General features: G+C 39.6%; 22 protein-coding genes and 1 pseudogene. 4 read left to right on the top strand and 19 right to left on the bottom strand.

Features of this window, described 5'->3' with window-relative positions:
• Positions 1-112: 112 nt before the first annotated feature.
• From AC6CHV_RS25500 to AC6CHV_RS25490, 3 genes are all read right to left on the bottom strand, one after another.
• The gene (locus AC6CHV_RS25500) at positions 113-934 is read right to left on the bottom strand and encodes a carbohydrate ABC transporter permease (protein WP_341333297.1); all 822 of its coding nucleotides are present in this window, start codon (positions 932-934) and stop codon (positions 113-115) included.
• Positions 934-1,794, bottom strand: coding sequence for an ABC transporter permease subunit (locus AC6CHV_RS25495; RefSeq protein ID WP_498079914.1), 861 nt, complete (start codon positions 1,792-1,794; stop codon positions 934-936). Before AC6CHV_RS25495 ends, AC6CHV_RS25500 begins: the two co-directional genes overlap by 1 nt.
• A gap of 139 nt (positions 1,795-1,933) precedes the next feature.
• Positions 1,934-3,238 carry an extracellular solute-binding protein gene (locus tag AC6CHV_RS25490; protein WP_498079913.1) on the bottom strand — a complete coding sequence of 435 codons (1,305 nt, stop codon included), beginning with the start codon at positions 3,236-3,238 and terminating at the stop codon, positions 1,934-1,936.
• Positions 3,239-3,666: 428 nt separating this feature from the next.
• On the opposite strand from AC6CHV_RS25490, the gene AC6CHV_RS25485 reads away from it, so the two are divergent.
• From AC6CHV_RS25485 to AC6CHV_RS25470, 4 genes are all read left to right on the top strand, one after another.
• Positions 3,667-4,242, top strand: a complete 576-nt coding sequence (locus AC6CHV_RS25485) for a TetR family transcriptional regulator (protein ID WP_498079912.1) — start codon at positions 3,667-3,669, stop codon at positions 4,240-4,242.
• A gap of 94 nt (positions 4,243-4,336) precedes the next feature.
• Positions 4,337-6,565 (top strand): YhgE/Pip family protein, encoded by a 2,229-nt coding sequence (locus tag AC6CHV_RS25480; protein WP_498079911.1) that lies wholly within the window; start codon positions 4,337-4,339, stop codon positions 6,563-6,565.
• Positions 6,566-6,691: 126 nt separating this feature from the next.
• Positions 6,692-6,838: a hypothetical protein gene (locus AC6CHV_RS25475; protein WP_498079910.1), complete on the top strand. Its 147-nt coding sequence runs from the start codon at positions 6,692-6,694 to the stop codon at positions 6,836-6,838.
• Positions 6,839-6,969: 131 nt separating this feature from the next.
• Positions 6,970-7,164: a hypothetical protein gene (locus AC6CHV_RS25470; RefSeq protein ID WP_498079909.1), complete on the top strand. Its 195-nt coding sequence runs from the start codon at positions 6,970-6,972 to the stop codon at positions 7,162-7,164.
• Positions 7,165-7,214: 50 nt separating this feature from the next.
• Here AC6CHV_RS25470 and AC6CHV_RS25465 read toward each other — a convergent pair whose 3' ends face one another.
• The 16 genes and pseudogenes from AC6CHV_RS25465 to AC6CHV_RS25390 all read right to left on the bottom strand — a co-directional run.
• Complete coding sequence (locus tag AC6CHV_RS25465) at positions 7,215-8,174, bottom strand: NAD-dependent epimerase/dehydratase family protein (RefSeq protein WP_498079908.1); 960 nt, start codon at positions 8,172-8,174, stop codon at positions 7,215-7,217.
• Positions 8,175-8,209: 35 nt separating this feature from the next.
• A complete protein-coding gene (locus AC6CHV_RS25460) occupies positions 8,210-9,397 on the bottom strand; it encodes a glycine C-acetyltransferase (RefSeq protein WP_309098216.1) in 1,188 nt (395 codons plus the stop codon).
• 1,015 nt (positions 9,398-10,412) lie between these two features.
• Positions 10,413-11,249 (bottom strand): SIS domain-containing protein, encoded by an 837-nt coding sequence (locus AC6CHV_RS25455; RefSeq protein ID WP_498079907.1) that lies wholly within the window; start codon positions 11,247-11,249, stop codon positions 10,413-10,415.
• Positions 11,250-11,309: 60 nt separating this feature from the next.
• Positions 11,310-12,257 (bottom strand): GNAT family N-acetyltransferase, encoded by a 948-nt coding sequence (locus AC6CHV_RS25450; protein ID WP_498079906.1) that lies wholly within the window; start codon positions 12,255-12,257, stop codon positions 11,310-11,312.
• Positions 12,258-12,274: 17 nt separating this feature from the next.
• Entirely contained in the window at positions 12,275-13,426 is a 1,152-nt protein-coding gene (locus tag AC6CHV_RS25445; protein ID WP_498079905.1) for an exo-beta-N-acetylmuramidase NamZ domain-containing protein, read from the bottom strand.
• A 49-nt stretch (positions 13,427-13,475) separates the two neighbouring features.
• Positions 13,476-14,447: an ABC transporter permease subunit gene (locus AC6CHV_RS25440; protein WP_498079904.1), complete on the bottom strand. Its 972-nt coding sequence runs from the start codon at positions 14,445-14,447 to the stop codon at positions 13,476-13,478.
• A gap of 12 nt (positions 14,448-14,459) precedes the next feature.
• Complete coding sequence (locus tag AC6CHV_RS25435; RefSeq protein WP_099351494.1) at positions 14,460-15,380, bottom strand: carbohydrate ABC transporter permease; 921 nt, start codon at positions 15,378-15,380, stop codon at positions 14,460-14,462.
• Between the two features lie 69 nt (positions 15,381-15,449).
• Positions 15,450-16,787: an extracellular solute-binding protein gene (locus AC6CHV_RS25430; RefSeq protein ID WP_498079903.1), complete on the bottom strand. Its 1,338-nt coding sequence runs from the start codon at positions 16,785-16,787 to the stop codon at positions 15,450-15,452.
• A gap of 103 nt (positions 16,788-16,890) precedes the next feature.
• Positions 16,891-18,054 carry an anhydro-N-acetylmuramic acid kinase gene (locus tag AC6CHV_RS25425; RefSeq protein ID WP_498079902.1) on the bottom strand — a complete coding sequence of 388 codons (1,164 nt, stop codon included), beginning with the start codon at positions 18,052-18,054 and terminating at the stop codon, positions 16,891-16,893.
• Positions 18,051-19,646 carry a beta-N-acetylhexosaminidase gene (gene nagZ / locus AC6CHV_RS25420; RefSeq protein WP_498079901.1) on the bottom strand — a complete coding sequence of 532 codons (1,596 nt, stop codon included), beginning with the start codon at positions 19,644-19,646 and terminating at the stop codon, positions 18,051-18,053. Before nagZ ends, AC6CHV_RS25425 begins: the two co-directional genes overlap by 4 nt.
• A gap of 17 nt (positions 19,647-19,663) precedes the next feature.
• Complete coding sequence (locus tag AC6CHV_RS25415) at positions 19,664-20,380, bottom strand: PIG-L family deacetylase (protein WP_498079900.1); 717 nt, start codon at positions 20,378-20,380, stop codon at positions 19,664-19,666.
• Positions 20,381-20,384: 4 nt separating this feature from the next.
• Positions 20,385-21,440 carry a serine hydrolase gene (locus AC6CHV_RS25410; protein ID WP_498079899.1) on the bottom strand — a complete coding sequence of 352 codons (1,056 nt, stop codon included), beginning with the start codon at positions 21,438-21,440 and terminating at the stop codon, positions 20,385-20,387.
• 4 nt (positions 21,441-21,444) lie between these two features.
• On the bottom strand, positions 21,445-22,368 hold the full coding sequence (murQ, locus tag AC6CHV_RS25405) for an N-acetylmuramic acid 6-phosphate etherase (RefSeq protein WP_498079898.1): 924 nt from the start codon (positions 22,366-22,368) through the stop codon (positions 21,445-21,447).
• Positions 22,369-22,412: 44 nt separating this feature from the next.
• Entirely contained in the window at positions 22,413-23,360 is a 948-nt protein-coding gene (locus tag AC6CHV_RS25400) for a GNAT family N-acetyltransferase (RefSeq protein WP_498079897.1), read from the bottom strand.
• A gap of 99 nt (positions 23,361-23,459) precedes the next feature.
• Entirely contained in the window at positions 23,460-24,434 is a 975-nt protein-coding gene (locus AC6CHV_RS25395) for a BadF/BadG/BcrA/BcrD ATPase family protein (RefSeq protein ID WP_498079896.1), read from the bottom strand.
• A gap of 143 nt (positions 24,435-24,577) precedes the next feature.
• Positions 24,578-25,329 (bottom strand): annotated as a pseudogene (locus tag AC6CHV_RS25390) (SpoIID/LytB domain-containing protein); the annotation flags it as partial.

Genomic DNA, 25,329 nt, shown 5'->3' with positions numbered 1-25,329 from the left:
GGTTGGCTTGTGACCTCGAGCCGATGGCGCCTGGAGCTAGACATCAAAAAGCTTGTGATATTTCGTTTCATTTTATATAAAAGGAATCTATTCAATCCTTCGTTATCAATAATTATTTTACAGAGCCCTCTGCAATTCCTTTGATAATGTGTTTTTGCATGAAGAAATACACAAGTATCACTGGAATGATGGCAAGCGTTAATCCTGCCAAGGCTAAATGCCATTGCTTTGTATATTGACCAAAGAAGAAGAACATCTTCAACGGAATCGTATGCATTCCTTCTTGGTTAATGACTAGAGATGGTAATAGATAGTCATTCCAAATCCAAATAATATTTAAAATAGCTACTGTTACTGAAATTGGCTTTAACATCGGAAAAATGATGTGCCAGAAAATTTGCCATCTGTTTGCACCATCAATGGTGGCTGCTTCATCTAATGATTTTGAGATTCCTTGTAGGGATCCGTGATATAAGAAGATCGATAAACTGCTACCAAAGCCAAGATACATAAAAATGATTCCAAATCGGTTTAATAGTTCCATTTTACCAAATAGTGATACTAATGGAATCATGACGGATTGGAATGGAATCAGCATTGCAGCGATAAAAAGGAAGAAAACAAGTCCACTTACTTTTCCTTTGCGACGATTTAATGCGTATGCTGCCATCGATGAAAAGAGAATAATCACAGCAACACCTAAGACCGTAATGAGGACAGAGTTAAAGAAAGTGCGGATAAAATCAAGCTCTTCAAATGCTTGAACATAGTTATCAAATGTAAATACATCCGGAAGTTTTAGAGTATCTGTAAAAATTTCACGTTTTGTTTTAAATGAGTTTACGATCATCAAATAGAAAGGGGAGAGCCAAATTAGGCCAAGGACAATGCCTAGAATTTCAAGCAAATATAATTTTCTTTTTTTACTTTTCATTACATCTCGACCTCCCGTTTCTTATTGATGTACACCTGTGTTAAGGATATAGCCGCCACGATTAGGAAGAAAATAATCGCTTTTGCTTGTCCATACGCATAATTGTTTTCTGAGAAGGCAGTTTTAAAAATTTCCATTGCTACCATCTGTGTTGAATTATAAGGCCCGCCACCTGTTAAACTTAGGTTTTGGTCATATAGCTTAAACGTATTAGATAACGTTAAAAACAAACTAACAGTAAATGCCGGTGCTACAAGTGGGAATGTTACATTCATAAAACGCTGGAAGCTGCTTGCTCCGTCAATTTCCGCCGCTTCTAATAACTCCTGAGGAACACTTTCCAGATAGGAAATATAGATAATCATGATATATCCAGCCATTTGCCAACTCATGAGAATAACCAATGCCCAAAAACCAGTGGTATCTGTCGATAACCAGCCTTTGAAAGCTGCAATCCCCGTTAAATCTCCAATACTCGCAAATACCTTCATGAAAATAAATTGCCAAATGAACCCGAGGATGAGCCCTCCAATTAAGTTCGGCATGAAAAAGATTGTACGTAAAACATTGTTTGTTTTAAGTTTTTGCGTTACAAGTAATGCTAATGAAAGTCCAAAAAAGTTAATGAGGAAAATCGACACGACTGAGAATTTCACAGTAAACCATAGAGAGTCCATGAATTCTTTATCCTCAAGTAACTTCTGATAGTTCTCAAGTCCAACAAACTCGGTGATCTTAATTCCGTTCCAGTTTGTAAACGAGTAATAGGTTCCAAAAATTAATGGCACGATTATAACAACTCCAAGTGCTATAAGCGTTGGGGCTAAAAATAACCAATACCATAGATTCCGGTTTCGCATAGTAAATTCCTCCAATTGATCGAAATCCCGAAATATTTCTATCATACTAAGGGAAGCGCAAGCTCCCGTTCATATCTGTATAAAAGGAGAAAACAAAGCAACCGTACGCTGCCTTGTTTTCTATTGTTAGATGAATCGATTATTTTCTTGAGTCTTCCCAAGCCTTTTGAGATTCCTTCACAAGGTCTTCCCAGCTCATTTCATCGCTGATGTATTTTTGAATATTAACACCAAGCTGTTGCTCTCCCCAACCAGTTGGGTAGCCCATGAATACCCAAGGAATTGTCTTTCCTTCTGTTGCATACTCGTACACTGACTTTCCAAGTGGATCAGAAACTTTTGAAGCATCGAACCCTTCATACGCAGGGATAAATTTAAAGTCTTCTAACACAGCTGTTTTTCCTTCTTCAGAAGTATATAACCAGTCTAAAAAGTCTTTTGCAGCTTTTACTTCTGCCTCATCTTTATTGCTATTCACTGCCCAGTACATTGGAATTCCAACTGGGATTGAATCTTCTTTATAGCCTTCAACAGGAATTGGTAAAATGCTTACTCCATTGTTTGCAAGCTCTTCATCGATACCAGCGATTGAACCATATACCCAGTTACCTTGTTGAATCATTGCCACTCGGCCAGTTGAGAATAACTCTTCTACTTGCATGGCATAGTCTAAACTTACTGTTGGTTGAACAGAATACTCATTTTGTAAATCCAGAACCTTCTTAAATGCATCGCCATATTTAAAATCAACACTTGCAGAATCGAATGTTCCTAAAACATTCCCTTCAAATTCAGGGGATAAGAAAGCATTTGATAAGTGTAAGCCCGTTACCCATTTTTCTTTACCTGGTAGAGCGAAAACAGCATCTAAACCTAATTCATCCTTCTTGCTATCTAATGTTTTTACCGCTTCTTCTAAAGCAGCGAAAGTAGTAATTTCATCAGGGTTGATTCCAGCTTTTTCAAATACTGCTGTATTGTAGATTAATCCATATCCTTCTTGGTTAAAAGGTAGTCCTAACACTTTTTCATCTTGTGTAACTCCTTCAAGAGTTCCTTCTAATGCAGCCCCAGCTGCTGCTGTATCAGAAAGGTCTGCTAAACTATCTACCCAGTCTGCAACATCTTGAGGTCCACCGATGTTATAAATTGTTGGCTCTTCACCTGAAGCAAATTTTGAACGAAGTGCTGCACCGTAATCTTCTCCACCACCAACAGTTGTGATGTTGATTTTAACACCATCGTGTGACTCTTCATATTGCTTTGCAACAGCTTCAAATTGATCCTTAAATTCCACTTTAAATTGGAAGATATCCACTGTTGTTGTTTTTGAATCGCCTTTATTTCCACTTGAGCTTTCTCCATCCGAAGAACATCCTACAAGAACCACACTTACGAGAAATAAGAGTGCCATTACTGCAGGAAAAAGTTTCTTTGCTTTCATGATAAAACCCCCAGTTTACATTTTTGAAAGGAAGGAACCGTTGCACAGGTTTAGGAAACCGATTGCATAAATTTGGACTTATTTGTAGAAATTAGTCATTTTTCCACTCCGCAAATTAAACGCTTTCATTGAGTTTAAAAAATATATACCATTGATATTACTGTATTCTTTTGACTTTACTGCTTTTGCGCAATTGTTGCGCAAACGGTTGCATTCCTTTTACAAGATTTATATTAGCACGGTCAAAAAATAATTACAACAAAAAAGTTTAGCGTTTTCATGAAGTCGTTAATACTCACTAATATGTACGTCGTTAAAGTAAAAGATAAACGTGACTTGCAATGTAACATTTAGTGTGCTATATTTCTCATTGTGAATTAAATGACCGTATTTCTCATTTGGTCAATCTACCTAAAGTGAGGTGATCAATGGTGGCGATCGATAGAAAACAGTTAATTGTTGAAGCTGCGACAAAATCGTTCTCTTTATTTGGGTACAAGGCCACAACAATGGATCAGGTTGCAAAGCTTGCGAGCGTTGGTAAAGGTACAATCTATACTTTTTTTAAGAACAAAGAGGAATTATTCGATGAAATCATCAGTACACTCATTCGGGATATGAAAATGGTAGCCGAAGAAGCAATGGATGAAAACAGCACCTTTTATGAAAATGCACACCGGATCCTTTTTCGATTACTAGAATTCCGTAAGTCACACCAACTAACGATTAAGCTATTTCAAGAGGAAAGAGATATCGGAACGCAGGCAGTTGTTGAGGTTGTACAGCGTGTTGAGCAGGCGATCATCAACTATATGAAAGACATGATTCAAGCAGCAATCGACCGCGATGAAATTAAGCCCTGTAACCCAGAAATCACAGCTTTTGTCATGTTAAAGCTTTATGTTTCCTTAATCTTTGATTGGGAACGAAACCACGAACCACTCGAAAAAGAAGAAATTTCAAATTTATTTCAGCTGTATTTCTTTAAAGGGTTAGAGAAATAGTCATGCCATGGGTCCTCAAGTTGAGTACCCATCTTATTTGGCTAAAAATGACCATTTGAATAAAACAGTCATATTATTACTAGGAGGTTTTTATATGAAGGGATCATCCTTTTTTGCTGAATTAAAACATATCCTTTCAAATCGCAAAGTTCTCATTCCAATTTTAGCAGTAGCTTTTGTTCCTGTTCTTTATGCAGGTATGTTTCTCTGGGCATTTTGGGATCCATATGACCAGATGGAAAGTTTACCAGTCGCTATTGTGAATGAGGATACTGGAGCTGAATTTGAAGGGGACCAATTACAACTTGGAAATGAGTTGACTGACAAACTTTCCAATAACAACACATTCGATTTTCATATTGTCTCAAAGGAAGAAGGATACAACGGGCTTGAAAACAGAGATTATTATATACTCGTTGAAATTCCCGAGGATTTTTCAAAAAACGCAACTTCCTTATTAGATCGTCAACCACAAAAATTGGAACTTAAATATGTGCCAAATGAAGGCACAAACTTTTTGTCCTCTCAAATTGGGGAAACCGCAATTGAAAGAATAAAGGCAGAAGTATCAAAGAATGTTACAGCTACCTATGCTGAAACCATGTTTGGCAAGGTCCAAAACCTAGCAGACGGTTTAACCCAAGCAAGTGAAGGTTCTGAACAACTTGCGGAAGGTGTAGCAAAAGTAAATGACGGTTCAAAAACACTTGAGGAAAACCTAACTAATTTAGCTTCTAAATCAATTGAATTTACAAATGGAGTTAAAAAAGCAGAATCCGGAGCAACTGGTCTTGCTTCTGGAACTGACCAAGTAAAAGCAGGTCTTAACGAAGTGAATGAAAAAATTCCTTCTTTAGTGGATGGAACAAATCAAGTCCAAGATGGGGTTGCCCTCATGAAGGAAGAACTACCAAAGCAAATTGCAGAGGAAGTAACGACTCAGCTTAACAATAATGTTAGCAAAGTTGATGAAGGTATAGATGAACTTGAGATGAAACTTAACGCTGGGCTATCAACTCAACTAACAAATGGGATTGCAGCCAGCCTTTCTGAACAACTAGCAGACCAAATGCTCGCATCTCAAACACAACAAATGGAGCAGCTTAAAACGACCTTAATTGAAAATCAAATAATGGACGAAACGCATGCTTCTGCTTTTATTGCACAAATGGCTCAAAAACAGCCAACGAAAGAACAGTTACAACAGCAATTAGAACAGCAATTGCAGCAAAAACTTGAACCTGGTATATCAGCAGGCGTTGAAAATGGACTTAACCAAGGGTTCACACAATTTAAAACTGGCTTACATCAACAGTTTGGTTCCGCAACAACTGGTTTAGAGGAACAGCTAATATCCCAAACAAGCCCTTCCTTTAACCAATTATTAGCTGGGCTTCAACAGATTAATGAAGGTCATAGAAGTCTACAACAAGGAATTAGCCAATTATACAATGGTTCGGTTGAACTTAATAACGGCGCTAACGAATTAAACAATGGTATGAACCAATTAACAAATGGTGCCGGTCAACTACAAAATGGCGCAGGTCAACTTGCGGATGGTTCGAAAGAATTAGAAGAAGGCACTGTTCAACTTGCCAAAGGCTCGGATGAACTCGCGGAGAAACTTGCGGAAGGTGCTGAACAAGCAAATTCTGTAGAGGCATCCAACGAAACCTACGACATGATGGGCGAACCTGTTACTGTTAAAAAGCAAGAAATAAATACCGTCCCTAACTATGGAACAGGTTTTGCACCCTATTTTATCTCACTTGGTCTATTTGTTGGTGCATTACTCATGTCAATTGTATTTAAACTTAAAGATCCTGTTGTTCAACCAACTAATGCATTCCGCTGGTTCTTTAGTAAATTTGGTGTATTAGCCATTGTCGGAGTGTTCCAAGCAGCCCTTGTTGACATCATACTATTAGAAGGTCTAAAAATTGAGGTCGCAAGTGTCCCATTATTCTTTGTCACATCTTTAATCACAAGCTTTACTTTCTTAACTTTAATCCAAATGCTTGTGACTATGTTGGGGGACCCTGGTCGTTTCATTGCGATCATCGTCTTAATTTTACAATTAACAACAAGTGCTGGAACTTTCCCACTTGAACTAATCCCAACTGCATTACAACCAATTAACGCACTTTTACCAATGACATATTCCGTACAGTCATTTAAAGCTGTCATTTCAAGCGGTGATTTCAGTTATATGTGGAATAACAACTTGATTCTCTTAACCTATATGGTGGCCTTCATTGCGATTACGATCGGGTATTTTGCAGTGAAATTGAAAAAGCAAAAAGGACAAGTTGAAATGAATTAAGATGTGTGAGAAAAGCTAGGGATTTTTCCCCTAGCTTTTTTCACGTCTTAAAAAAATGAAAGTGCGGATGTAATGAGATGTATTGCTAATACTATGATTGAGACTAAAAATGCAGGAGGAATCACTATGCCACAAAAACAACCTAAACAGAAAACAATGCAGACAGATGTCGCAGGAACAAATCCACAAAAAGTGAAACAAGAAATTGCAAAGGATGTAAGCCAAGGCCAGGGTGCCATGACCTCTAGAGAAGCAGGAGCAATGCGGGACTAAAAAACCACTGTTTAGTGGTTTTTCTTCATTTTAGCTATCCTTTTATCGTTTTCGCTATCATGGACCTTTCCCATTTGAATCAAAATAGATTATACTAGATTGACTATCGTATCCACTAAGGAGGAATTTCTATGACCGAGAACAATCAACCCGAAGCACCAAAAAAGAAGATTAGCCTGCAAGAGGCTATGAAGCAGCAGCTTGAAAACAAAAAGGCTCAATCATCCAATACAAAAGGTAAAATGAATGCCGACCTTTCATCAAAAAAAATGAAAAGCCAGCAAACAAAAAAACCTAGTAATACTCGCAGAAAAATGGGCGTCTAAGATGAATAAAAGAGGAGTATGAATCCCGTAAGATTCATACTCCTCTTTATTTATCCTGCATTTTTCACTAGCTTGACACTCAATTTTTCTAACATATCTTTCGTCATTGATTCGAGATCATATTGTGCTTTAAAGCCCCATTCTTCTTTTGCTGCAGTTGCATCAATTGAATTTGGCCAGCTTTCAGCGATCGCTTGGCGGACTGGGTCAACATCATAATTCATCGCAAACTCTGGAATATGCTTTTTAATAACTGCTGCAATTTCTTCAGGCGCAAAGCTCATCGCCGTCACATTGAAAGCATTTCGGTGTTTTAACTTGCACTCCTCTGCCTCCATTAAGTCTACAATGGCTTGAAGCGCATCTGGCATATACATCATATCCATATACGTACCTTTATCAATATACGATGTATAGCTTTTATTTTTCAGTGCTTCATAATAAATTTCCACAGCATAATCTGTTGTACCACCACCAGGTGGGGTCACATACGAAATAAGCCCAGGGAAACGTAGTCCTCTTGTATCAACACCAAATTTATGATTGTAATAATCACAAAGTAATTCTCCAGAAACCTTGTTCACACCATACATTGTCGTAGGGCGCTGAATGGTGTCCTGTGGGGTTCCATCCTTTGGTGTAGACGGACCAAATGCCCCAATTGAGCTTGGTGTGAAAAACTGACAACGCAATTCACGAGCAACTTCTAATGCATTGACAAGCCCACCCATATTTAAGTTCCAAGCTAAAAGTGGCTTTGCCTCTGCAGTTGCTGATAGTAATGCTGCCAAATGAATCAATGTGTCTGCATCGTATTTTTTCGTAATATCGTACATTGCTTTTCCGTCTGTTACATCTAAAATCTCAAACGGACCAGAGTGAACAACCTCGCAATCCGTTTTTCGAATATCTGTTGCAACAACATTTTGAGCACCATAAACCTTACGAAGTTTTGTGACAAGCTCTGAACCGATTTGGCCCAAGGCTCCGGTAATTATAATTTTCTCCATTATTCATTCCCCCAAGATGATCTTCTGATCAGCTTTTAGATAATGTTCATTTCCTTGCCTACTTTTTCATAAATCGCAACTGCTTGGTCTAGCATATCTTTTGTATGTGCAGCTGTTGGCATATTTCGGACCCTTCCTGTTCCTTTTGGTACAGTTGGGAATACGATGGATTTTGCATAGACGCCTTCTTCAATCAATCTCTTACTGAACTCTTGTGTTTTTACTTCTTCCCCAACAATCACGGGTGTTATTGGAGTTTCACTATGGCCAATATCAAAGCCACGTTCTTTTAGCTGTTGCTTGAAGTAGTTAGCATTATCCCATAGCTTGTCGTGGAGTTCTGTACTGCTCATTAGAATTTCGATTGCTTTTGTAGCAGCAGTAACATCCGCTGGCGTAACAGCAGTTGAAAATAGGAAAGGTCTGCTTCGAACTTTTAGCCAGTCAATTAACGCCTTCTTACCCGCTACATAACCACCAACAACGCCAATTGCTTTTGAAAGAGTTCCAATTTGGAAATCTACTTTATCAGAAAGACCAAAGTGCTTCACCGTACCAGCACCTTTTCCTAAAACACCTGAACCGTGGGCATCATCTACATATGTAATGAGATCAAATTCCTCTGCAATTTGTACGATTTCAGGTAGTTTCGCAATGTCACCATCCATAGAGAAAACTCCGTCAGTGATGACCATAACTTTGTTATATAAACCAGATTCAGTTGCTTCTTTTGCCTTTTTTCGTAAATCATCCATGTCAGAGTGGTTGACTCGAATAATTTTCGCCTTTGAAAGACGGCATCCATCAATAATGGAAGCATGATTTAGCTCATCGGATAGAATCGCATCGTTTTTATCCATAACAGCAGAAATAGCTGCCATATTACAGTTAAAGCCAGATTGATACGAAATCGCTGCTTCTGTATGTTTAAACTCAGCAAGCTTTTCTTCTAGTTTTATATGAAGATCAAGTGTCCCGTTGATGGTTCGAACCGCACCTGCTCCAACTCCGTACGTATCGATTGCTTCCTTAGCAACCTCTTTTAGGCGCTCATCAGTCGCTAATCCTAAGTAGTTGTTAGAAGATAAGTTAATAAGCTCTTTTCCATTGATTTTAATAATAGGTCCGTTTGCACCTTGTAGAGGGTCGATTACATTGTAAAGACCTTTCGTCTTTAAATCCTCCAGATTTTCATGCAAAAATGAGTCCAACACCTTCGACATTAGAATCCTCCTTTGTATGTTTGTAAAACACAAGTGTATTTCCAGGGAATACATTTATGTTTTTACAAACCCTTTTATATCAACATTTATACTTCCTACTTTACCACATTATTCATCAAATGTTTATACCCAGTGGACACTTTTTCTTATTATTATTATATTATTTGTTAGTTTTGGATTTGTGATACAAAGAGTGAGATTTTATCGGTATGGTTTTGAGTTTGGAGGACTGAGATCTGGTTTGAGGATGCTTTTGGGTAATTATGGTAATAACTAAAGTTTAATTGATGGATATGGCTGGACTATTGTAAATAATTTCAAAGTCCATTAGCTTAAGCGCAAGTTATCTCATACCTTTTGTATAAAAAAGGAAAAAGAGATAGTAAAAAACTTTTAGAAAGTAACCATTTTGCTTTTCTAGGAGATTAAGTATCTCTCAAGCCAGCTGGAGCATTGCCAATTGGTAAGTTCTAGGTAGTTGGTTACACTCCAAACCCGCTGGAGTATCATCCCTTGGAAATCACTAGGTGGTTGACTACACTCCAAGCCCTCTGGAGTATCACTAACTGGAAATTACTAGGTAGTTAACTGCACTCCAAGCCCGCTGGAGTATCATCCCTTGGAAATTTATAGGGAGTTGACTACACTCCAAACCCGCTGGAGTATCATCACTTGGAAGTTTCTAGGTAATTGACTACTCCCCAAGCCCTCTGGAGTATCATCACTTGGAAATTACTAGGTGATTGGTTACACTCCAAACCCTTTGGAGTATCATCACTTGGAAATTACTAGGTGGTTGACTACACTCCAAGCCCTCTGGAGTATCACCAACTGGAAATTACTAGGTAGTTAACTGCACTCCAAGCCCTCTGGAGTATCATCACTTGGAAGTTTCTAGGTAGTTGACTACACTCCAAGCCCTCTGATGCACAGCCAGTTAGGCTTTTTGAAGAAACTGTTCACATAGTGGCGTACAGCGTCTCCCCCACACTAAAAAAAGAGACCATCTCTGGTCTCACTTTATTGGGTCGTGCAAAATATTTATCATTTCTCGTGTTTCATCAAGGTGTTGGACGGTTTGGTCATATGCCTGTGAGGCGACACTCATAAAAAGAATGTCCATCACATGAAGCTGGGCGATTCTTGATGAAGTTGCGCCGCTTCGGAAAGTCGGCTCTCTAGTAGCAGAGGTATAAAGGCGAATGCCTGCCTGCTCGGTCACAATCGATGAGCCATATTTCGTTAAGCTAATCGTATGGGCTCCTTTTTTATTTGCGAGCTCAAGGATTTTCGCTACCTCAAACGTTGCCCCCGAAAACGAAATCCCAACAACAACATCATTTTCATCAGCATTTGCAACCAAGGTTGCGGCCATATGTAGATCTGGAAAAGCCGTTGCTTTTTTATTAATTCTTAAAAACTTCTGCTGAGCATCTTGAGCAATGATGCTTGACGCGCCAACACCAAAAAAGTGAATCGTCCCGGCATTTTTTAAGATTTCTACCGCTCTTTCAAGCTCTTCATTGTTTAGCAATTCAGCTGTTTCTCGTAAGGTTTGAACACTATTGTCTGTCATTTTTTCAATAATAGACAAAGTAGATTCATTTGGCTCAATATCGCGAAATCCCGTTGCTTTCTTCTTTTGCAGGTCTCCTGCTATACGAAGCTTTAAATCCTGAAACCCTTTTAAATCAAGTGATTTACATAGCCGAATAACAGCCGCACTGCTTGTTGAACTTCTTTTACCAAGCTCACTGGCCGTTAGTGTAATCGTCTCTTGTGGATTTTCTAATATATATAAAGCAATTTTCTTTTCAGACGGTGGGAGGTTATCATGCATTTCCTGAAGCATTACGAGTCCTCCGGTCATAAAGGACATTGTCATCAACTCTCTTTATTCAATTTATTAACATTATAACGTTTTTTTCATAACATGGAACTTTCGTGTAATCTCAAATCCTGTTTTCTTATAGAGATGTCCCGCTGAACTCTTCTCTCCCGTCCAGAGAAACCATGCACCATGCAATCCTTCTGCACGCATATTTTTCAAACACTCATTTAATAAAATCTTGCCTAACCCCTTACCTTGCTGGTTGGTGTCAACCCCAAATGGTCCGAAGCGATCCGGAATTCCTTCATAGCCGCCATAAATGCAAAAGCCCACTGAATTTTCACGATCTCTTGCGATTAAAATGCGGTGGAGTGGCAGCCCTTGTAGAATTCCTTCTCGAATCGCACGTCCCCAATCCGGGTTAAACACATTGTTGGCAAAATGGATCACTTCGTATAAATCCTTATCTTCAGCAGTTAAAAATGTGTACCCTTCTTGTTCCCGCTGTGTCTTTAATTCAAGCACATCAGAGGGTGGCGTGAAGCCTACTAAACTTCGATCCATCGCGACAGGTGAGTATTGTTTTTCAAATCCTTGCTTGAGGAGAAAGGAATACCCTTCTGGATATGCTTCTTCATCGATTCCAGGCAGAATATAATTCGGAGCATACGAAGCAAAGAAAACATTCTTCCGACCTTCAGTTGCTAGGAGTTCCACCCCATCTTTCATCAATTTTTCTCCAATACCAGACCGCGAGAACTCCGGATGAACGAAAAAGAAAGGAATCCAGCCATTTTCCGGCTCTAAGTCTGTACCTGCCATTGGTAGCAATCTTCGTATCGCATACACACAACCGACTATTTGATCTCCGTCAACCGCAACTCGTAATCCCTTTGGATCGAAGTTTGCGTCTAAAAGAACGAGATTTCGAAACCTAAGCTGTGTGATTGGATCCTTCAGCAAGCACTCATTCCAGAGGCGAACAATTCCTATTTCATCGCCTGATTGATAATATCGAAATGAAACCACACGTTCCATCCCCTTCCCTAATTGTAAAGTAGATAAGGTTCTCTCTTCTTTTTAAAGGCTTCTGTTTCCGCTTCACATGATTCTATAAAACGGTTAGTCTTTCCATTCATAACTAGATTCTTAAGATTCTTTGTCCCCGCTAAAAGGTCAAACATATAGGTTTTCTTTTCACCAAATTGAAAAAACTCAAAATCATGAGGATACATTTCCGCTATTGTTTCTAACAACGTCAGTCCTGTTTTCAACGAGTGAATTTTCCATCGATCAGTTACATGAAGCTGAACACCTTCACAGACCTGATCCTTATGTTTTTGGTACGTTGGAACAAAGGAAATTGGTCGGGCTAACACTCCAGAAAGTTTTTTCTCATTAAAATATTTAGCCAACCGGTATCCTTCAATATAGGGACTTCCCACGTATTCAAAAGGTCGTGTTGTACCTCTTCCCTCGGATAGATTCGTTCCTTCAACCAAGCAGGTCCCAGGGTATAATGTACACATATCCATTCCTGTCGTATTAGGCGATGGCGGAATCCAAAACAGGCCGGTTTCATCATAAAACATATCACGACTCCAGGCCTCCATCGGAATGACCGTTAATTCACAACCGATTCCGAATTCATGCTTATACATGAGTGCAATTTCCCCGACGGTCATACCGTGACGATTCGGAATTGGGTAGAGGCCAACAAAAGAACGAACGTCCTCATCCACTAGATTCCCTTCCATTACGGTCCCTGTGATTGGATTTGGCCGATCAAGAACGACGAATTCCTTTCCGAACTCTGCACAGGCTTCCATCACATATGCCATCGTATAAATAAATGTATAATACCTTGCCCCAATATCCTGAAGATCAAAGAAAATCATATCCACATTCTCAAGCATTTCTTTTGTTGGCTTTTTCGTTGCTCCGTAAAGACTATACACAGGTAAATTAGTATAAGGATCGACAAAGAACTCAATCTTTTCCCCTTCTTTAGCACTTCCTCTAATTCCATGTTCAGGTCCATATAATGCAGTAACATGAATATCTGGATGCTCATGGAACAAATCTATTGTTGGAGTAAGTCGTTGGTTAACACCTGTCATATTGGTAACCACCCCGACTCTTTTACCCTTACATAAATCCACAGATTTCGTTAAAAAGCGGTCAAGACCTATTTCCATTCTCTGCCCCTCCCCTCAAAAAAAGAGAGATTGCTCTCTCCATCGGTCATTATTCTTTAACTCCGCCAAGGGTTAATCCTTTTACAAAGTGGCGTTGGAACATCATGAATACAATAATCATCGGAACGGATGCTATCGCTGCTCCACTCATTAGGAGCTTGAAGCTTGCAAGGTTTGCATCCTGTAATGTTTTTAACCCTACCGGTAATGTATATAAATTTGCATCGTTTAACACGATAATTGGCCACAGGAACGAATTCCAAACGTTCATAAATGTAAAGATTCCTAGAGCTGCTAAACCTGGTTTTGCCAATGGCAGAATGATTTTCCAATACGTTTTCCATTCGCTTGCACCATCAATTTTCGCTGCATCTATTAGTTCATCCGGGATCGAGTGCATAAATTGCCTCATTAAAAATACCCCAAATACCATTGCTAAGTCTGGGAATATAAGCGCCCAGTGCGTATCCATAATTCCAAAGTTTCGAACCATGATAAACAACGGCACTAACGTTACTTGGCCGGGAATCATCATCGTGGCAATAATCGACCAGAAAATGAGATTTCGTCCCGGGAACCGCTTTTTCGCGAGAACATACCCGGCCATCGAGTCAAAGAGAAGTATTCCAATTGTCACCACTACTGCTATATAAAAACTATTAAAAAACCAGATTCCTACGTTATTTTTGTTAAACAAGGTGGTAAATCCTGAAAACGTATCTTCAATGATGTAGTCCATAACATCACGATGATAGGCTGCTCCTTCAACATCACCAGCGCTTTCCGCGTCCCTAGCCTTCCCCCAGTGTTCAAAGTACTCCGTAATCCCAACTGGGTACATTTTTGGAGGATTTGAATCTACATAAGATACTTGACGTTCTAGTTCTTCATCTTGATAGCTGCTAAGTTGCAAGGAGGTACTAAACACCCAATACAACGGTAAAAGGGAAACTATGGCGAAAACCGATAGTAGTACATAAATAATAAGCTTGTTTACTTTTTGAATACCTGATGTCGTCATTATGCTTCCCTCCTAGTCATCGTACCGAAGTAAACGGAATTGGATAATTGAAAATAAAAGAATGATAAAGAATAAAACAACGGATTGTGCTGCTGCAAAGCCAAACTCGAAATCTCTAAAGCCTGTCTTATAGATTAAGTGAACCAGAGTTTCTGTAGCTGTACCTGGTCCTCCGCCCGTCATCATAATAATTTGTGTAAATACCTGAAACGAACCGATTGTACTAAGTAAAACTAAATATAAAGTAGATGGTTTTAATAATGGCAATGTAATGCGATACCATTTTTGAAAACTATTTGCCCCGTCAATGGTAGCCGCTTCATATAGTGAATGTGAAATTGAACCCATTGAAGCAAGATAGAGAATGATTCCAACTCCAAATGGAATTAAACATTGCATGATGATCAAGGCCCAAAGTGCGGATGAAGATTGTCCCAACCAGTTAAGGGGTTCCATTCCAAACCACCCTAACACATAGTTAAACAATCCAAAGTCGTAGTTGTACATCCAGCGCCAGACCATCGCAACAATTACCATTGATGTAACTGTTGGTAAATAAAAGGCTCCTCGGAAGAAGCTTTGAGACAGTTTTCCAAGAGGATGGATGAGAGAAGCAATGATAAGTGCACTTATTACGTTAAAAGGTACCGTTACAACCGTAAAAAGGAATGTATTTCCTAGCGCGTCGTAAAAGGCATCACTTTTAAACACCTTTATATAGTTGTCTAAACCTGCCCATTCACTCCCAAAAATTTTGTATTCCTGGAAGGAGATGATAAACGCCCACACAACCGGGATCGCAATAAATGCAATAAACAGGATAAGTTTCGGAAGTAAAAATAAATATGCGGAATAGTTCTTTTTCATTTGTAGCCAGATAGTTGGTTTTTTTGTCTGTACTACTGCATTTGCAGTTTGATGAACGGGTTTCAACGCAATTCCCCCAATCTTTCATTTGGCAGCAGGCAGCCCATATAAGGGCTACCCACCTTATGCCTATTACTACTCACCTAACAATTCATTGACCTTCTTCTCAGCAGCTTTCATCGCTTCTTCTGCTGTCTTTTCACCATTGAATACTAACTGAAGCTCTGTTTGAATAGCTTCATCAATTTTCTTCCACTCAGGGTGACGTGGAAGCATAACAACTTGTGAAGACATTTCTTGTGCACGCTTCATTTCTGGATTGTCCTTATAAGGGTCCATGTCTGCAGCGCTCTTACGTGCAGGGAAAATACCATACTCAGTTGCCATCGTAAATTGCTCATCTGTTGTTGAGATGAACTTAATAAACTCGCCAACCATTTCTTTTTTCCCTTCTTCTTCTTGGTGGAACATTGTCCAACCACCTACACCACCGATTGTTACAGGCTCACCTGATTTACCAGTTGGGTAGTTTGCAACTGCAAAGTTTGTAGGGTATTTTGTTTGAGCTGAGCTAATTGCCCATGTAGCCCATGGCTGCATTGCAACAGTACGTTGCTCTTCGTTTGCCCACGCTTGGAATGTACCACCAACGTCCTGACCACCTAATGTTTCAGGAGCTACGTTATGCTCTAATTTCAAATCAGCAAGTTGTTGAATCGCTTCTACTGCTTCTGGCTCTGTGAACGTGAATTTTGACATATCTTCATTTAATGGGCTTCCACCATTGATATAGAAGAACGGCCATGCCTCATAGTAACCAGGAAGGATATATGTTGAGAATCCGTATACATCTGTTTTACCATCGTTATCACGGTCAAAAGTTAGCTTTTCAGCTGCTGCAAAGAATTCATCCCATGTCCATTCACCGTTTGCTGGAGGCTCAACTCCACGCTCTTCAAAAAGATCTAAGTTTAAAAGCATTGCGTGTACAGTTAGAGAGTTTGGAACTCCATATAATTTCCCGTCAAATGTGTAAGCATCTAGTGCATTTTCATAAAAGTCCTTAAGTTCATCTTCTGTAAATAACTCATCAACTGATTCAATTACACCTTGTTCAATATGGTCAATACTTACTGCACTACCACTAATATCAACTGGTGCAACATCTGGCCAAGATTGCCCTGCAATTGAAACACCTAATTTATCAGGAAGCTCTGCCCAAGGAACTTGAACTAAATCAACTTTAACCCCTTCATGTGCTGCTTCGAATTCTTTAATTTTACTTTCCATCCAGTGAAATTTATTATCTTTATCATCTGGCCAACGCGGTCCATCCCAAACTGTGATTGTACCCGTCCATTCCTTTTCACTATCTCCGCTGCCATCTTTTGTTGTGTTCTCTTTCTTGCTACATGCCGCTAACAATCCAATTACTAAAATACTTATAAGAAAAAGACTAAGCCATTTTTTCATTCTACTTTTCCCCCTTACGTATCTTTCATCATTGTTTTTTCCAGTATCAACAGAACACTATTTTTGTAGCTCTTGCCCTCGCCCCCCTTCAGTTCTATTATTTTTATGCTAGAGCAATTTTCCCCATAATAACCGGGGCGCTTGCTCCTGTTGCCGATGGAAGATTATTTGGTCGTTTGTTGATGCATTGGTAGCCTAGTAGTGCAAATACAATGGCTTCCTTAGCATCAGCTTGTATGCCTAGCTCATCTGTACTTCCTAATTTGATTGATGGAGGCAGATTAGCTTGCAATCTCTTTCGTAGTGTTTGATTGTACCAACCACCACCACTTATAAAAATCTCTTGGATTTTATAAGAATCTATAAATCTCTTACATTCTTCAGCGATTGTTCGTGCTGTTAGTTCTGTAATGGTTGCTACCTTATCGTCAGGTCCTAAATCTGCTTTTGCATTCCAAAGTTCTCTTGCATAATCAAATCCAAACAGCTCTCGACCTGTACTTTTTGGTGCCGGCAAGCGGTAGTATTCATGATCTAAAAGCTCCTCAAGCCATTGTTCGTCTACCTTACCAGCTGCAGCTATTTCCCCATTTTTATCATAGGTTTGTTTTCCGTTCGTTGCCCACTTTGTAAAGGCATCAATCAGCATGTTTCCTGGTCCTGTATCAAACGCAAGCACCCGTTCATGACTTTTAGCTGGGGGTAAAACGGTGATATTTGCGATTCCGCCAATATTTGCTAGGATTCTACCACTTGTATCCGCTCTAAATAATAGATCATCAGCATATGGAACGAGTGGCGCACCTTGGCCGCCAACCGCCATATCACGTGTCCGGAAATCCCCAACCGTCATAACACCTGTTCTTTCTGCAATCACAGCGATATCCCCAATTTGCAAGGTTGAAGTAATCGTATAGTCCTCTACCCGTTTACCTTCAGGCTGATGAAAAATTGTCTGACCATGTGAGCTAATCAGATCCACATCTTTCATCTCAAAACCTGCTTGAGCTACAACCTTTTTCGCAGCCTCTGCAAACAACTCACCTAGTAGCATATTGGTTAAAGATATCTCCTCAAGCCGAGCTTTACTCGGGTCACATAATGCCAAGATTCTTGCACGCATGGTTTCTGAATAAGAAAGTGTTGAAAAATGAAGAAGTTTCATTTGGATTTGTTGATGATCATCTTCAGAAATAGTAACTAAAGCTGCATCAATACCATCTAGAGATGTACCAGACATTAAACCCACAACTACCTTTTGACTCAACTCAACCGCTCCCTTACCAAAGGAATGGTAACCGGTAATTTTCCTTTTACCTGTTCACGTCCATAAATGGCTTTTGCCGCCATTTTCAAAGCAGGGTAAGGAAATTCATATGTGCAAAGATAGGCTTCTATCTCTGGTAAAAATGCCAAGTCATACGGACTTCTTGTCGCAATGACGATGACCGGCACCCCCGTATCCGCTAATGCCGTAACTAGTTTTGATTGTGGGTCTCCTTCTTGAACAGTCAAGGTTCCCACAATAATCGCTTCATATTGTTGAGCTAATTCGGCTACTTTTTTAATTTCTTCATCTGTTGCCGGGTTTGATAGTTCAACTAATTCCGCAGTATCATCAATCTCTTTGATTGTTTCACCAAGATACATCGAGGAATAACGTCTATCCTCGACCTGCATCGTATACTTATTTTCTGAGTACACCACTAGCACACGTTTATTCATTAATGGCAAGATACCATTGTTTTTAACAATCGTTATTCCTTGCTTATAAATGTCATGTGCAAGCTGTTGGTGCTCTTCTCCACCAACAAATTGCGGTACCTCATCTAAGCCGATTTCTTCCCAACTACAATACTTTTCCTTTAATCTCGTTACTCTGGCTACCGCTGCTTCAATCTGGGCTTCATCGATTTCTCCAGATTCTACCTCAGTAACGATTGCATCAATGGTTTCCTTTTGAAGATGATGAAGATGAGAGACCATAATGAGGTCAACACCTGCTTTTATCGCTTCCACCCCACCTTTTGCGGTGCCAATGGTATTGGCAATTGCATTCATTTCCATACAATCTGTTGTTACTACTCCATCAAATCCAAGCTTTTCTCGAAGAAGACCCGTGATGACTTTACGCGACAATGTCGCAGGGACGCCTGGGGTATCTTCAATTGCTGGAAAATAGACATGCGCCGACATAACCGTATCCGCACCAGCCGCTATGCTGTCAACAAAAGGTTTTAACTCTATTCGCTCCAAGCGTTCGATGTTGTGTGAAATCACAGGCAGGTCTAAGTGGGAATCGACATTTGTATCCCCATGACCTGGGAAATGTTTTAACGTTGTGATGACGCCAGCTTCCTGCATCCCCTTCATTGCCTTTCTTCCAAACTCGGAAACTCTTTCGGCTGACTCACCAAACGACCTTACGCCAATGACCGGGTTTTCAGGGTTATTGTTCACATCCATTACTGGCGCTAGATTCCAGTTGATCCCAAGTGCCTTAAGCTCTTTACCTGTCGCAACACCTACTTCATAAGCATTGTCTGGATTTCCTGTTGCCCCTAAAAGCATGGCTCCCGGAAATATTGTTGTACCTTCTCCTAATCTATGAACAACCCCATTTTCTTGATCAATACAGATTAAGAGCGGGTGCACATGCCCTGCATCCTTCGCCACTTGTTGAAGCTCCGTCGTTAATGAAAGAATTTCCTCTGGTGTGCCAATATTTCGTCCAAAGAGAATAATTCCACCAACATGATGTTCGCGAATCAACGCTTTAATTTCATCGGAGGCTGTTATTCCTTTAAAGCCAACAACCATTAGTTGGCCGACTTTTCTTCGCAGTTCTGTTTGATTCATAAAGCTCACCTCCACATCTATAATTCAAAGCCAGGTATACTTGACCCTTTTCGAACATTAGCGCCAACCGGAAACTTAAGAGTTTGCGCATACGTTGTACGGTTTAAGCATCCTCTCATTGTTCCAAGTGCTTTATAATAGTCGTAATACCTGAAATCAGTAGAATTCATAATAAACCAATATTGTGATAATGCCTCTAAATACGTGTCAAATTCGTCTGTTACATCTACATAAATATCCGGAACATACCCCTCCATGTCCTCCCAATTCTCACTATGAAGCATTCTTCGAAGTGAATGAGGAGGAAGCCCATCTAAATCAAAGCCGGGCAATGCTGCTTTTAGCCAAGCCGCCTGAACAAGTCGTGGACAAAGGGCATGATCAGGATGCATACTATTTTCCCAATGGGTAATAACCAGCGTTGGTTTTAGTCTTCTAAAAATCGTTGCAAGATAGGTTACTGTTTCTTCATCCTCCTTAAGTTCCGCATCCTTATAGGAAAGAGTAATGCTTTTTGCACCCAATATTTCAGCTGCTTTTTCTGCTTCGTTTATTTTTTGTATGCGGTACTCTTCTACGCTTAGATGGGGCGGTGTGCCTTTTTCTCCTGCGGTTAAGTGAAGAAAGGTAACCTCATGTCCTGCTTTTGCATATTTATGGGCGATGGCTCCTGCTTGAATTTCCCCGTCTCCACAGTGAGCCCCAATAATCATTAAGTGGATTTTTTCAGACACCTTATTACCCCCTCGGAAAATGTGCTGCAATCAAGTTATGTAACCTCGGCCTTAGCCTTAGAATCGGGTCCTTCCTTCCAAAATGAACACGATTTGTCAGTAGGATGACATGTAACTGGATATCTGGATCAAACCAGATGCTTGTTCCTGTAAACCCAGTGTGACCGTAGGCAGAACTGGAGAATAGGTCCCCACAGCTCGAGAATCCAGGGCTTTTCAAGATCCAGCCTAACCCTCTGTATTCATTGCTGTAAGGGGTGAAATTTTGTTTTGTGATGTTTATTGCCTGCTTTGAAAGAATTCGTTTTCCTTTAAAGACCCCATTATTTTCAATCATGGAAGCATAGTTTGCGAGATTAGATATGGTGGAAAACAAACCCGCATGACCACTTATGCCACCCATGCTTTCCGTGTTGTCATCATGAACAATCCCATGCTTATAATCCTGTAAAGTTTCACTGTATTCCGTTGCTGCAAATCTTTCTCTCTCAACGTTTGGAAGAAAGCTAGTTTCGCTCATCTCCAATTTTTCAAATAACACTCGATGTACAAAGCTCTGAAAATCTTCTTCTGTTACTTTTTCAATAATCTTATAGAGAAGGATGAAACCTAAGTCACTATAGATAACTTTCTCACCCGAATTCGAAACTAATTTTTCGTCGAATATTCGTTCAATAATCTGATTTGTATTTAAAGACTCTTTAAAATACTCCCGGTGTGCAGGTAAACCAGAACAGTGTGTGAGTAAATCTTTAAGTGTAATATTGAATTTTCCGTGCCGTGCAAACTCCGGCAGGAAAAATGAAACCTTGTCATCAAGGTGCAGTTTCCCTGCCTCTACAAGTAGTAAAATAGAGGGCAGGGTGGCAACCACCTTTGTCAAAGAAGCAAGATCAAAAATGGTATTAAGCTTCATCGGGTCTTTTTTCGGATATACAACTCGATTTCCAATCGCCTCTTGGAGAATCGTCTGCTTTTGAAATGAGATATGAATGACAGCACCTGGGATATGCTGTTGGTCAATTTCCTGCTGTAGAAAAGCTAACACCTTCTCTCTCACTTCATCACTTCCCTTCGTTCGCTAAGTCAATCGCCTTTCTTGTAAATCCATTGGCCCGATCAATTACTTCAGTAGCCTTTTCCAGTGAGACACCTGCTAATGCCATCACAATTGCCGGTTTTACTTTTTGATTTGTTTGATTGAGTAAGACTTCTGCTTCCTGATACGTAACTCCTGTCACATCCATGACAATTCTTCTCGCGCGCTCAATTAGCTTAAGATTGCTTGCATGAAGGTCAACCATTAGGTTTCCATATACTTTACCTAGCTTAATCATTGCAGTTGTTGACAACATATTTAAAATCATTTTTTGAGCGGTTGCCGACTTTAACCGCGTTGACCCTGATAGTATTTCAGGTCCCACAATTACCTCGATGCTATAATGAGCAAATTTACTGATTTCTGCATTCTCGTTGCAGGCTAAGGAAACCGTAATGGCTCCGAGATTTTGAGCATATGTTAAAGCACCAATCACATAAGGAGTACGGCCACTTGCCGCAATACCGACTAAAATATCATTCTTTGTAAATCCTCTTTTTTCTAAATCCTTCGCACCAGCATTAAGGTCATCTTCAGCACCTTCAACGGCTGTAAACATCGCTGATTCACCACCAGCCATGATGGCCTGAACCATTTCCGGAGGTGTACAGAAAGTAGGAGGACATTCAGCTGCATCTAAAACGCCAAGTCTGCCACTCGTTCCTGCACCTATATAAAAAAGCCTTCCATTTTGTTTTAATGTTACATAGATTGCCTCAATGGCTTTATCAATTTGAGGAAGAACCTTTCTAACAGCCTTTGAAACTGTTTCATCTTCCTCATTCATTAGCCCAATAATTTGGGATGTCGTAAGCTGATCGATATTTAAGGACCGTTGATTTCGTTGCTCCGTTGTTAATGATGTTATATTAACCTTCAATTTCGCCACGCCTTTCCAACCTAACTGGTTTCTTTTTCTTTCATTAGAAAGGACTAAATATGTTTACTATATTGTTGATATTGTTTCCAAACCTTGAAATCTATCTTTTTATAAAAGTCTAGTAATCCTGTCCAATCAATAATGATGTTGTCTATATGCCTTTCTCTTAGAAAAGAGATACCTGCCTCTACAATCGCTAGCCCATACCCATTTTTTCTCTCACTTTTATCAATCCCAAGTGGCCCGACACCGCCCACTTCATCTTTGAACATTGGTACCCAATATACATTCGGGCCGATAATTGGTGACTTGGAATCGTTAATTCGGCAGAAGCCAATAATCCTTTTGTCTTTTCGAAATACAACAAATTCCCTTCCCGTTCCACCATAATTAAAATATTGTTTTGCTTCATATTCCCATCTTCCAGGGAAACAACGATGTAGGAAGGAAAGAAGTTCATCCTTATCTTGTGCTAAGGACACCTCAATATCCTTAGGTTTATGAAACTCAAACTGTTCATTTGGTGTAAAGGTCCTGATTAAGTCGGATTCAATCCCGGAAGCTTGATAACCCCTATTTTCAAACCATTTTCTCGTATTCTCATCTTGTAGTGGAATTCCCGGAAAATAATGTGCAGGGTCTCGACCGAGAAAAATAGATTTACAGCCTTGTTTTTGTAAGGCTTTTTCAGCTCCCTCTAATAGAGCGCTTCCAATTCCGTTTTTACGAAACTTTGTGTCAACAAGTAACACTTGAATCCAGCCAACTTCTTGAGAAAGAAGTGTTTCCTTTTTATCTTGGATACATTTCGAGAGAACAAAACCAACGAGTTCATTCTGTTCAGTTACTGCAAGATACGAACCTGACAGAAGTATATGAAGATCATGAATACTATTTTGTTTAAAAAGCTCTTTCCTCATCGAAAAATTAGAACCAAGCTCACGATTCCAAAGATCAACGATTTGTGATTCCCATTGCACATCCAACTGTATATATTTCATTACGGTTCCCCCGTCAGTTGCATTACTGTTTTTTCCATTTGAGCATATTATAGCAAATATTTAAAATTTTTAAAATAAAAATTCAAGTTAAATATCAAACTATTGTACTATCGTTTCATTTACTTTTCTTACAAATCTCGTATCGGGTTTGCCTCCCGCATGATAAAGTGCTGCAGCTACCGCACCACCTACAGGTTCAGTAAGTGGTTTGACAAGTGTGATTGGGAGTTGAATGTGTTTCAAAAGGGCTTCAATAATAGGGACAAACAAATCACTTCGTGTAAATAAGCCACCTACAAGCACCACTGGAACTTCCCTTTCATTCGATGGAAAAAGCTGATTGTACAAATGATGGATTGAGCTTGCAATTTTAGCTCCTGATTCTCGGATTAGTTCTTTTGCCACTTCATCATCTTGGTCAGCGGCCACTGTAACATATTTGCTTAACGGCGCGATTACCTCTCGTGGGTGCTTAGCCCCATATACAATAGAAATTAAATCTGATGGATCAGTAATTTGAAAATGCTGGACAATCATTTCCGTTAATATCGTCTTAGGGCCTCGATTGTCGTAGGACTTAAAAATGGAATGTAATGCTTCCCTGCCAAGGTCATAGCTACTGCCTTCATCATCAATTAAATACCCCCAACCACCAACACGTTTTCGCTCACCTTTATCATTCACTCCGAAAGTGATTGATCCCGTTCCACAAATCTGGACAATTCCTGGCGCCCCGATCGTTCCGGAATATAGAGCATTCACCCCGTCATTTTCAATGATGACCCTTGCCTGTGATGGGGAGAGTTTTACTAGAATATCCTCCATAACCTTTTTTGCCTCAGGGCGGTCAACACCCGCTATCCCAGCAAAGATTGTATGAAGATTAGTAAATGCTTCATTGTGTTGATTTTCTAAGGACGAAAACAAGTTCTCGAGTTCTCTTTCTACGCTTTGAACATCAGCGCCATTTTGGTTGGATGCTCCAACCTGTGCCACTGCATAGATTTTTCCAAGTTCATCAGCAATGACCCCTTTTGTTTTCGTCCCGCCTCCATCAATTCCCAAAACATACATGATTCTTATCCCCCAATTTTAAATTGGTTGTTACTTTTATTATACGTGATGGAAATTAAATTTCAATATATTTTATATTTATTTAAAATATTATTTTAAAAACAAAAACTGCCACCCATTTTTGGGCAGCAGTTTCACACATTTTATTCTTGAGTTAGTATAGATGTTTTTTGTAAAGACATGTTTGGATAATACGAAGTTAGGATTCTATCAAACTCATATCCTAAAGTAGTTCCTAGATAGTATGCGCCATATTGACTCATACCAACACCATGCCCGTTTCCGCCTCCATAAAAAGTTGCACCCTTTTCTTCATCGATTTCAAAACCAAAGAAAGCTGAAGGTAAAATCGTATAATTATCTAGTGTACCTGTGTATTCAGAGCTTCCTGCAGTGGCACGATGCAACACAACAGTATCGCCTTGTGTAAACGCATTTGATGGTCTGATTGTGAAACGGATATTGTACTCTTTAATAATTTTGTACGTTCCTGTTGTACCTTCAATGACAAGCTCCATAATGTTTCCACCATCACCACGTTTTACAACGTACATATTGATAAACTCCCCAATTCCTTCAGCAGGAATCGGTTGGCTTACAAACTCTCCTGCTTCGTTTTGAGTTAACACAAACTTAGGGTCTGCGGCTTGTCTACTCACTATGTTAGCATTGATTGTATTCTCTAATTCTTCCTTGGATAGACTTACCTTCCATCTAAACCATGGAGAATTTCCATCATATCCTGTATGAGATAATGTTTTATAGAATGCAAGAACCTCTTCTTCACTTTGTGTATCAATTTCTAGCATTTTACTAGGATCATTTGGATCAAATGTATGACTTTGCGCGATTAAGTAAGGTAGAACCTTACTTGGGAATGTACCGTCTTCTTCAG

The organism is Ferdinandcohnia sp. GQ5, assembly GCF_059759275.1.
Note: the sequence above shows the minus strand (reverse complement) of the source record. Positions and strands in the feature narration are given on the sequence as shown.

What these genes read in the sequence shown, in the direction of transcription:
- AC6CHV_RS25440 (WP_498079904.1), bottom strand. Translation starts at nt 14,447, where the DNA reads ATGACGACATCAGGTATTCAAAAAGTAAACAAGCTTATTATTTATGTA.
- AC6CHV_RS25400 (WP_498079897.1), bottom strand. Translation starts at nt 23,360, where the DNA reads ATGAAATATATACAGTTGGATGTGCAATGGGAATCACAAATCGTTGAT.
- AC6CHV_RS25395 (WP_498079896.1), bottom strand. Translation starts at nt 24,434, where the DNA reads ATGTATGTTTTGGGAATTGATGGAGGCGGGACGAAAACAAAAGGGGTC.
- AC6CHV_RS25465 (WP_498079908.1), bottom strand. Translation starts at nt 8,174, where the DNA reads ATGGAGAAAATTATAATTACCGGAGCCTTGGGCCAAATCGGTTCAGAG.
- AC6CHV_RS25475 (WP_498079910.1), top strand. Translation starts at nt 6,692, where the DNA reads ATGCCACAAAAACAACCTAAACAGAAAACAATGCAGACAGATGTCGCA.
- AC6CHV_RS25500 (WP_341333297.1), bottom strand. Translation starts at nt 934, where the DNA reads ATGAAAAGTAAAAAAAGAAAATTATATTTGCTTGAAATTCTAGGCATT.
- AC6CHV_RS25480 (WP_498079911.1), top strand. Translation starts at nt 4,337, where the DNA reads ATGAAGGGATCATCCTTTTTTGCTGAATTAAAACATATCCTTTCAAAT.
- AC6CHV_RS25460 (WP_309098216.1), bottom strand. Translation starts at nt 9,397, where the DNA reads ATGTCGAAGGTGTTGGACTCATTTTTGCATGAAAATCTGGAGGATTTA.
- AC6CHV_RS25430 (WP_498079903.1), bottom strand. Translation starts at nt 16,787, where the DNA reads ATGAAAAAATGGCTTAGTCTTTTTCTTATAAGTATTTTAGTAATTGGA.
- nagZ (WP_498079901.1), bottom strand. Translation starts at nt 19,646, where the DNA reads ATGAATCAAACAGAACTGCGAAGAAAAGTCGGCCAACTAATGGTTGTT.
- AC6CHV_RS25495 (WP_498079914.1), bottom strand. Translation starts at nt 1,794, where the DNA reads ATGCGAAACCGGAATCTATGGTATTGGTTATTTTTAGCCCCAACGCTT.
- AC6CHV_RS25445 (WP_498079905.1), bottom strand. Translation starts at nt 13,426, where the DNA reads ATGGAAATAGGTCTTGACCGCTTTTTAACGAAATCTGTGGATTTATGT.
- AC6CHV_RS25490 (WP_498079913.1), bottom strand. Translation starts at nt 3,238, where the DNA reads ATGAAAGCAAAGAAACTTTTTCCTGCAGTAATGGCACTCTTATTTCTC.
- AC6CHV_RS25470 (WP_498079909.1), top strand. Translation starts at nt 6,970, where the DNA reads ATGACCGAGAACAATCAACCCGAAGCACCAAAAAAGAAGATTAGCCTG.
- AC6CHV_RS25485 (WP_498079912.1), top strand. Translation starts at nt 3,667, where the DNA reads ATGGTGGCGATCGATAGAAAACAGTTAATTGTTGAAGCTGCGACAAAA.
- AC6CHV_RS25455 (WP_498079907.1), bottom strand. Translation starts at nt 11,249, where the DNA reads ATGCTTCAGGAAATGCATGATAACCTCCCACCGTCTGAAAAGAAAATT.